Annotated in this window: 9 protein-coding genes; 3 read left to right on the forward strand and 6 right to left on the reverse strand. The window is 74.4% G+C overall.

What is annotated here, in order from left to right:
• Positions 1 to 5: 5 nt before the first annotated feature.
• Positions 6 to 854: a lysophospholipid acyltransferase family protein gene (locus tag ACFRQN_RS38160; RefSeq protein WP_380745199.1), complete on the reverse strand. Its 849-nt coding sequence runs from the start codon at positions 852 to 854 to the stop codon at positions 6 to 8.
• Positions 855 to 1054: 200 nt separating this feature from the next.
• Between ACFRQN_RS38160 and ACFRQN_RS38165 the strand changes: the two genes are divergently transcribed.
• Positions 1055 to 1849 (forward strand): alpha/beta hydrolase, encoded by a 795-nt coding sequence (locus ACFRQN_RS38165; protein ID WP_380745201.1) that lies wholly within the window; start codon positions 1055 to 1057, stop codon positions 1847 to 1849.
• A 10-nt stretch (positions 1850 to 1859) separates the two neighbouring features.
• A complete protein-coding gene (locus tag ACFRQN_RS38170) occupies positions 1860 to 2618 on the forward strand; it encodes a hypothetical protein (RefSeq protein WP_053112481.1) in 759 nt (252 codons plus the stop codon).
• On the opposite strand, the gene ACFRQN_RS38175 is transcribed toward ACFRQN_RS38170, so the two are convergent.
• From ACFRQN_RS38175 to ACFRQN_RS38195, 5 genes are all read right to left on the reverse strand, one after another.
• The gene (locus ACFRQN_RS38175) at positions 2615 to 3460 is read right to left on the reverse strand and encodes an endonuclease/exonuclease/phosphatase family protein (protein WP_380745203.1); all 846 of its coding nucleotides are present in this window, start codon (positions 3458 to 3460) and stop codon (positions 2615 to 2617) included. The genes ACFRQN_RS38170 and ACFRQN_RS38175 overlap by 4 nt on opposite strands.
• A 134-nt stretch (positions 3461 to 3594) precedes the next feature.
• Positions 3595 to 4539 carry an ROK family glucokinase gene (locus ACFRQN_RS38180; RefSeq protein WP_049660648.1) on the reverse strand — a complete coding sequence of 315 codons (945 nt, stop codon included), beginning with the start codon at positions 4537 to 4539 and terminating at the stop codon, positions 3595 to 3597.
• Between the two features lie 191 nt (positions 4540 to 4730).
• Positions 4731 to 5153, reverse strand: coding sequence for a DUF5304 family protein (locus ACFRQN_RS38185; protein WP_049660650.1), 423 nt, complete (start codon positions 5151 to 5153; stop codon positions 4731 to 4733).
• 150 nt (positions 5154 to 5303) lie between these two features.
• The gene (locus tag ACFRQN_RS38190; protein ID WP_375877460.1) at positions 5304 to 6476 is read right to left on the reverse strand and encodes an ArsA family ATPase; all 1173 of its coding nucleotides are present in this window, start codon (positions 6474 to 6476) and stop codon (positions 5304 to 5306) included.
• Between the two features lie 25 nt (positions 6477 to 6501).
• Positions 6502 to 6936, reverse strand: a complete 435-nt coding sequence (locus ACFRQN_RS38195) for an SRPBCC family protein (protein WP_049657553.1) — start codon at positions 6934 to 6936, stop codon at positions 6502 to 6504.
• A 323-nt stretch (positions 6937 to 7259) separates the two neighbouring features.
• On the opposite strand from ACFRQN_RS38195, the gene ACFRQN_RS38200 reads away from it, so the two are divergent.
• Positions 7260 to 9053 (forward strand): AMP-dependent synthetase/ligase, encoded by a 1794-nt coding sequence (locus ACFRQN_RS38200; protein ID WP_380745207.1) that lies wholly within the window; start codon positions 7260 to 7262, stop codon positions 9051 to 9053.
• Positions 9054 to 9106 lie beyond the last annotated feature (53 nt).

Raw genomic sequence — 9106 nt, forward strand, 5'->3', positions numbered from 1 at the left:
GACGCCTACTCCGGCTTCTCCGCGGTGCCCGCCCCGGCGGACTTCTCGGCGTCGGCCGCCTTCTCCGCCTCGGCGGCCCGCTCGGCCTTCTCCGCCTTCTCGGCCTCGGCCGCCTCCGCCTTCTCCGCCTTGGCGGCGGCCCGGCGCTCGGCGTCGGCCTTCTTCTTGTCCTCGGCGATCTGCCGCTTGGCGGCGGTCGCGTAGATGTCCACGTACTCCTGGCCGGAGAGCCGCATGATCTCGTACATCACCTCGTCCGTCACCGAACGGAGGATGAAGCGGTCGTTCTCCATGCCGTGGTAGCGGGAGAAGTCCAGCGGGCGGCCGATCCGGATGCCGGGGCGGATGCCGAAGTTGGGGACCACCTGGCCGGGCGGCTGCACCTTCTCGGTGTCGATCATGGCGACCGGGATCACCGGGGCGCCGGTGGCCAGCGCGACGCGGGCCAGGCCGCCGACCTTGCCGCGGTACAGCTTGCCGTCGGGCGAACGGGTGCCCTCGGGGTAGACGCCGAACAGCTCGCCCTCCTCCAGCACCGCGATGGCGCTGCGGATCGCGGCCTCGCCGGCGCCGCGCACGCCCGAGCGGTCCACCGGCAGCTGGCCGACGCCCTTGAAGAACGCGGCGGTCAGCCGGCCCTTGAGGCCCGGGGTGTTGAAGTACTCGGCCTTCGCGATGAAGGTGACCCGGCGCTTGATCAGCGCGGGGAAGAAGAACGAGTCCGAGAAGGACAGGTGGTTGCTCGCGATGATCGCCGCACCCTCGGTGGGGATGTTCTCCTCGCCCTCGATCCAGGGCCGGAAGAAGATCCGAAGCAGTGGCGCGACGATCATCTTCATCAGTCGGTAGAACAACCCGGGCCTCCTGTTATGCGGACCGGTCGATCCTAATGCCCCGCGGCCGCCCGCTGTGCCCGGCCCCGCCGAAGCGGCCGTACCCGGCCTGCTCGTAGGGGGTGTACGACCCGGCGCGGAGCGTGGGACGATGCGAATTCGCAGCACCTCCCCTCCAGCGTCCCCTCCCCCAGCGCCACCCGCCCGCGAAGGAGTCCGCCATGCCGTTGCTGCCCGGTGCCGAGCCGTACCGCCACCGCGGCGGACCGGTGGGGGTGCTGCTCTGCCACGGCTTCACCGGCTCGCCGCAGTCGCTGCGGCCGTGGGCCGACGAGCTGGCGGCGGCCGGTTGCACCGTGTCGCTGCCGCTGCTGCCCGGGCACGGCACCCGCTGGCAGGACATGCAGCTCACCCGCTGGGAGGACTGGTACGCCGAGGTCGAGCGGGAGCTGCTGGCGCTCGCCGAGGAGTGCGAGCAGGTCTTCGTCTGCGCGCTGTCGATGGGCGGCGCGCTGGCGCTGCGGCTCGCGGCGCTGCACGGGCCGACGGTCTCCGGCCTGGTGCTGGTCAACCCGTCGGTGCGCTCGGACACCCCCGCGAGCGCGCTGCTGCCGGTGCTGCGCCACCTGGTCCCCAGCCTGCCCGGGGTCGCCGATGACATCGCCCGGGCCGGCGTGAACGAGGTCGGCTACGACCGCACCCCGCTGCACGCCGCCTGGTCGCTGAGCCTGCTGTGGCGGGAGGTCCAGCGGCTGCTGCCGGAGGTGACCCAGCCGGTGCTGCTGTTCCACAGCCCGCAGGACCACGTCGTCTCGCCGGCCAACTCGGAACTGGTGCTGGCCCGGATATCCTCGACGGACGTGACGGAGCGGCTGTGCCAGCGCAGCTTCCACGTCGCGACGCTGGACCACGACGCGGCGGAAATATTCGCGGCCGGCCAGGACTTCATCCGACGGCTGGCTCCCGCGCACGCGGCGGGCGTCACCCGGGTCGAATCCGACGATCACCATGGCTGAAGGGCCGGAAGTGCACGAGAGCAGCACGGCGGGCGGCGGGGACGAGACTCCCCGCGAGGACGGCGCGACCAAGGACGGCGGGACGAACGCGGCCGCCCCGGGCGGTGCGCCGACGGACCGTACGGGCCCGGACGGCACCCCGACGCCCCCGCCCGTCCAGGACGTCGCCGGGGGCTCCGCCGGGAACACCGCCGAGGGCGCCCCGGGGGAGGCCGCCGAACGCCGTCCGCGCCGTGCGCCCGAGCGCAGCCAGGCCGAGCAGGACGCGATCTTCGCCGCCCTGGTGGCCCAGTTCGACGACCCGGTCGACCTCAACAACCCGAACTGGCCCGAGGTCGAGAACCTCCGGGCGCAGAACGAGCTCAAGGGCGGCCACAAGGAGGGCGGCCCCGGCGGTCGCGGCGACCAGGACGACCTCTCCGACCTCGCCCCCCAGCCCCGCCCCCGCTCCGGCCGGCCGGTGATGCCGGCGGGCGGCGCGGGCCCGCGCGACTTCGAGCTGGCCGAGGAGACCGACGAGGGCCACTTCGTCCCGCCGGAGCCCCCGCCGCTGCCGCCCGCCGACGTGACCGCCAAGTTCGCCTGGCTGGCGGTGCTCGGCGGCCCGGCGCTGCTGCTGGTCGACGCGGTGGTCTGGCGGGAGATCTCCGGCTGGCCCGCCTGGGTGGGGATCACCGCCTTCCTCGGCGGCTTCGTCACCCTGGTCGCGCGGATGAAGGACCGTGACGAGGACGAGCCGGAGGACCCGGACCACGGCGCCGTGGTCTAACCGTCCGTCCGGCCGCCCGTCACGCCGTCCGGTCGGCCGGCCGGCAGTTCGAGGACGGCGAGCACCGGCAGGTGGTCGGTCGCGGCCCGCAGGTCGGACTCGGTGACACCGGGCAGCCCGTGCGGCACCCCGCAGCCGAGGACGGTGATCCCGGGCGTGGCGAAGACGGCGTCGATCCGCTGGTAGGGGCGCTCCGGCACGGAGGTGAACTCGCCTCCCCAGGGCGCGGTCGGGTACCCGTCCTGGAGCCGGGAGGCCAGCAGCCGCCAGCCCGGCCCGTCCGGGTGCTCGTTGAAGTCCCCTGCCACGATGCCGAGTTCGGCGATCCCGAGCTGGTCGAGCAGCAGCTCGAACTGCCCGTACCGCTCCTCCTGGTCCAGGCTGAGGTGGCAGCTGGTGACGGTGAACGGCGCCGTGCCGGGCAGCCGCAGCAGCGCGCCGGCGAAGCCCCGGGCGTGCAGGCCGCGGGTCTTGGGCAGCAGCCGGTCGTGCACCCCCAGTAGCTCCACCGCGCCGGGCCGGCCGAGCAGCAGCGGGCCCGCGGCGGTGCGGCCGCCGCCGGCCAGGACGGCCGTCCCGGTGCTCCGGGCCAGCCAGGCGGCCTGGCCCTCGGGCCGCCAGTAGCGCGGGGACTCCTGGACGCAGACCAGGTCGGGCGCACAGGCCCGGATCACCCGGGCCAGCGCCCGCCGGTCGTCGCGCAGCGAGCGGATGTTGTAGCTGAGCAGGCGCAGCCGGCCCGGGCCGGGCGGCGGCAGCGGCTCGGCCCGTACGGCGGTCGCGGCGCCGGGCCCTGCCTCGGCGGTCGTGGTCGCGGCGGCGGTCGTGGTCGCGGCGCTCATGGTCCTCCCCTGGGCGGTCACCGGAACGCTCCGACCGTACGCGGCCGGGCCGGGACGTGCGACGGCGGCGGTGCGTCCGGGAGCGGTCGGGGCCCGGTCGCACCGCCGCCGGCGGGCTCGAAGGGGTACGGCGGTTACGGGACGCGGGCGAGGTCCGCCGCGCCGACGATGCCGGCGGCGGAGCCCATCGAGGCCAGCACGACCTCGGCGCGCGGCCGGTGCACCCCGCCGGTCAGGTAGTGCTCGAAGGCCTTGGCGACCGGGTCGAGCAGCAGTCGGCCGGAGTCGGAGACGCCGCCGCCGAGCACGAAGACGGCCGGGTCGAACAGCGCGGCGAGGTCGGCCATGCCGCGGCCCAGCCAGTCGGACAGCTCGGCGTAGCACTCCAGGGCGAGCGGGTCGCCCTCCTCGGCGGCCTGGGTGATGTGGATGCCGCGGATGGTCTCGGCCACGCCGTCGTTGAGCTCCAGCATCCGGTGGCCGCGCTGCGGGTCGGCGGCGGCCTTCTCCCGGCCGTAGCGGCGCAGCGCGCGCCCGGAGCCGTACTGCTCCCAGCAGCCCTTGCCGCCGCAGCCGCAGGCCAGGCCGTCGGGGACCATGTTGAGGTGGCCGATCTCGCCGGCCACGCCGAAGCGGCCGCGGTGCAGCCGGCCGTCCAGGACGATGCCGCCGCCGATGCCGGTGCCGACGGTGATCAGCACCATGTCCTGGTGGTCGGCGGCCGCGCCGAAGCGGAACTCGGCCCAGGCCGCGCAGTTGGCGTCGTTCTCGACGACGGTGGACAGGCCGGTGAGCTCCTCGACCCGCCCGCGCAGCGGCTCGTTCTCCCAGTCGATGTTGGGGGCGAAGATCACCGTGGAGCGGTTGCTGTCGACGAAGCCGGGGGCGCCGACGCCCACCGCGGTGACGTCGGGGTGCTCCTCCTTGAGCTCGCGCACGGCCTGCGCGATGGCGTCGACCGCCCACTGCGGGTCGGCCGGGGTGGGCACCCTGGTCCGGGCCAGGATCGCGCCCGCCTCGTCGACCACGCCTGCCGCGATCTTGGTCCCGCCGACATCGACGCCGATGGTCAGAGCCATGTGTCCCTCAGCTATTCACTCGTTCCGCTGGACGGAACGCTACCGCCCAACCCGGCCCCCGTACACAGCCTCGCATACATTATCCGAAGACAACTCTGGGCCGACGCGGCCGGGATGCTTCAAAAGTCGTATCTAATCTCCTTCTTCGTGACGTACGAGAGCAGCGCGATCACCCTCCGGAAGTCACGGTTTCACTGCTTGGCGGACGGCCCGTCAGCCTCGTCAAAGCCGGAGCCACGGCCGCCGTCGCCGTCGCCGTCGAGGTCGATCTTCTCCGTCGGCGCGCCCTGCCCGGCGGTCCAGCGGCTCTCGTGCCCGGCCACGGCGGCGCGGTAGGCGGCCAGCAGCTCACTGCCCGCGGCGGCCAGCCCGGTGCCGGCGGCGGCGAGGTGGGAGTAGACCTCCGGCTGCTGGGTGCGCAGCTTGTCGGCCAGCCCGGAGAGGGTGATCAGGGTGGTGGCGCTCGCCTCCTGGGCCTTGTCGCCGAGCGCACCGGCGAACCGGCGCACCTCGTCCACCAGCGGGCCCAGCTCCGGGCCGAACGGGTGCCCCTGGCCGCCCTGCTCGCCGTCCGGCCGGCCGCCGGGCTCGGTGCGGTCGTCGGTGCTGGTCATCGCGGGCGCCTCCTCAGCCGTGGCCGCACCCCGCGGCCCTCCGGCCCGACGCTACCCGACCGGCCGGGCCGCCCGGAAAGCCGCCGAACCCGGTCCAGGGCCCGCCAGAGCCCCGACCGAATCCCGCCGGTCCCCCCGCCGAACCCCCCGTCAGCCCCGGGGCCAGAGCGCCGGGTCCGGCGCGAACCGCACCGAGAGCACGCCGTCGTGCAGCCCCGCCCCGGCCACCGTGCAGCGGCGCAGCGCGGACGGCAGGGTGAGCACCCGGCGGTGGGTGCCGACCCCGACGACCAGGTCGTCGCCCCGGCGGACCAGGTCCAGCTCGGAACGGTCGGCGCCGGGCAGGTCGAGGTGCCAGACCAGCAGGCCCTCCTCGGCGAGCCGGTCCTCGACCGGCCAGGGCTCGGGGGCGAGCCGCCCGGGCCCGTCCCCGTCGCCGTAGAGCCGGTCGGCGACGGCCTCCAGGGTGGCGTCGTCCAGGCCGGCGACCAGCACCGGGGCGTCGGTCTCGGCGGCGAGCCCGGTCAGCTCCTCCTGCCGGCGGCGGGCCAGGGCGGCCAGCCACGGGTCGGGCGAGGAGGCGGCGGCCGCGGGCAGCGCGCCGTGCACCACCACGGCGTCCGGCCGGTGCCCGTGCAGGGCGAGCCCGGCCCGGATCCGGCGCAGCTCCGTGTACGGGTGGCCGTCCGCCCGGACGACCAGCCGGACGCTGGTGCCGGGGTCGGTGAGCGCGGCGCGGGACTCGGCCAGTGCCGCGGCGGCCTTGGTGCGCCCCTCGTACAGCCAGTCGGCGGGCATCGGGACGCCGGCCAGCCCGGCCAGCAGCGGGCGCAGCGCCCGGGCGGCCTGCCGCTGCTCGGGGACGAGCCGGTCCAGGTAGCGGGCGAGCTGTTCGGGCAGGGCGAGGGCGGCGATCAGCTCGGCGGGCGGCGGGGCGAGCACGACCAGGACGTCCTGGTCGGCGGCGGGCAGGGCGCGCAGCAGGGCGAGCCGGGCGATGCCGGGGAGGGCGGTGAGCTCCTCGGGGTCGAGCTGTTCGGCGCCGAGCAGGTCGAGGGCGGGCTTGAGCCGGCCGGTGAGCGCGCCGACGGCGTAGCGGAAGGCGGCCTGCTCGTCGATCCGGGAGACGGTCAGGCCCGGTGCGTGGTGGAGCGGTTCGGGCTCCAGCCGGGTGCCGAGGGCGGAGTCCAGGGCACGGTGCGGGTCGTCGGCGGCCAGCAGCCAGGTGCGGTGGCCGCGCCGGGCGGCGTGCAGGGCGGTGGCGGCGGCCACCGTGGGTGCGCCAGCGTCGCCGCTGACCAGGATGGTGCGTGTCGCCGTCATGCCGTCCGGCCCCCGTTCGGTCGTGTCAGCCTTCGACGCGCTTCTTCAGACCGGCCAGGGCGCGGTCGATGATGACCTTCTCGGCCTTGCGCTTGATCATGCCGAGCATCGGGATCTTGACGTCCACGGCGAGCTGGTAGGTCACCTCGGTGCGGCCGCCGGCGAGCGGGGCGAGGGTGTAGGAGCCGTCCAGCGAGCGGAGCATCTGGCTGCGGACGAGGGTCCAGGAGACCTCGCGGTCGCCGTCCCAGGTGTAGGCGAGGACGTGCTCGTCGCGGATGGCGCCGGCGTCGAGCAGCAGCCGGACCTCGGCGGCGCGGCCGTCCTCGCCGGTGCCGAGGACCTCGATCTCCTTGACCTCGCCGGTCCAGGCCGGGTAGGCGGCGAAGTCGGCGATCACCGCCATGACCGTGGCCGGGGTCGCGTCGATGGTGATGCTCGACCTGGTGTGCTCCGCCATGGAATGGCCCTCCGCCTCGTCCATCTGCCTGCCGGTCCGGCCGGGGCGCGCTCGGCCCGGTCCGCCCGGAGCAGGCTATCGCGCCCGGTGGGCGGCGCGGCGGCGCGGGGCGGCCGAGGTGCGGGCGGGCGCCGGGCGGCCGGGCATGTTACCGGCCGGTCGCCCTGCGCTGTCGTAGGGTGCCATTCGAACGACCCGGTCACGGCCAGGTCGGACCCGGCCGGGTGTGACACTTCGAACACCGGAGCCGACCCCCCTGGTCGAAGCTGCCTACCGGGCAGTAACGTCCTGCCGTCCCGCAGCGTCGCGAACGAGGAGCAGTCTTGCTCGACTTCAGCCTTCCGGCCCTCTACCAGGTACCGAGCGGCGGCAACCTCGCCGACCCGGTGCACCGGAACGCCGAGGAGCACCCGGACGTCGCCGTGCTCAGCCGCAAGGTGGACGGCCACTGGCAGGAGTTGACGTCGGTCCAGTTCCTGGCCGAGGTGCACGCCGCCGCGAAGGGCCTGATCGCCGCGGGCATCGAGCCCGGCGACCGGGTGGCCGTCATGTCCCGCACCCGCTACGAGTGGACGCTGCTGGACTTCGCGATCTGGACGGCCGGCGCGATCGTCGTGCCGGTGTACGAGACCTCCTCCGCCGAGCAGGTCGAGTGGATCCTCGGCGACTCGGGCGCGGTCGCCGTGATCACCGAGACCGACCAGCACGTCGGGGTGGTCGCCGAGGTCCGCGACCGGCTGCCCGGGCTGGAGCACACCTGGCAGATCGACGGCGGGGCGATCGCCGCGCTGGCCGCCGCCGGGCAGGACGTCCCGGACGCGACCGTCCACGAGCGCCGCCGGACCGCCGGCCCCGACGACATCGCCACCATCGTCTACACCTCGGGCACCACCGGCCGCCCGAAGGGCTGCCAGCTGACCCACGGCAACTTCCTGGCCGAGTGCGGCAACGTGGTCGAGCGCCTGGCCCCGCTGTTCCACACCGGCGAGAGCTCCGTGCTGCTCTTCCTGCCGCTGGCCCACGTGTTCGCCCGGATCGTCGAGATCGCCCCGATCATGGCGCCGATCAAGCTCGGCCACGTCTCCGACGTCCGGAACGTCACCGCCGAGCTGGCCTCCTTCAAGCCGACCCTGATCCTGGGCGTGCCCAGAGTGTTCGAGAAGGTCTACAACACCGCCCGCGCCAAGGCCCAGGCCGACGGCAAGGGCAAGATCTTCGACAAGGCCGCCGACACCGCGATCGCCTACAGCCGGGCGCTGGACGCGGGCGGCGCGGGCCTGGTCCTGCGGCTCAAGCACGCCGTCTTCGACAAGCTGGTCTACAGCAAGCTGCGCGCCGCGCTCGGCGGCCGGGCCACCCACGCCATCTCCGGCGGCGCCCCGCTCGGCGAGCGCCTGGGCCACTTCTACCGCGGCATCGGCTTCACCGTCCTGGAGGGCTACGGCCTGACGGAGACCTGCGCCGCCACCGCCTTCAACGAGTGCGCCAAGCCGAAGATCGGCACGGTCGGCCAGCCGACGCCCGGCTGCTCCGTCCGGATCGCCGAGGACGGCGAGGTCCTCCTCAAGGGCCCGCACATCTCCACCGGCTACTGGAACAACCCGCAGGCCACCGCGGACGCCTTCAAGGACGGCTGGTTCGCCACCGGGGACCTCGGCTCGCTGGACTCCGAGGGCTACCTGACGATCACCGGCCGCAAGAAGGAGATCATCGTCACGGCCGGCGGCAAGAACGTCGCCCCGGCCGTGATCGAGGACCGGATCCGGGCCCACGCCCTGGTCGGCGAGGTCATGGTGGTCGGCGACCGCAAGCCCTTCATCGCCTGCCTGATCACCGTCGACCCGGACTTCTTCCCGAAGTGGAAGGAGCTCAACGGCAAGCCCGCCGACGCCACCGTCGCCGACCTCGCCGCCGACCCGGACCTGCTGGCCGCCCTCCAGAGCGCGGTGGACGACGGCAACGCGGCCGTCTCGCACGCCGAGGCGGTCAAGAAGTTCCGCCTGCTGGACACCGAGTTCTCCGAGGAGAGCGGCCACCTGACGCCCTCGCTCAAGCTCAAGCGCAACGTCGTGCTGAAGGACTACGCCGCCGAGATCGAGGCCCTGTACCGGAAGTAGGGCCGCACCGGTACGCCGAAGGGCCCCGGGGGGACTCCCCGGGGCCCTTCGGC

The organism is Kitasatospora sp. NPDC056800, from assembly GCF_042789775.1.
Lineage (GTDB): Bacteria > Actinomycetota > Actinomycetes > Streptomycetales > Streptomycetaceae > Kitasatospora.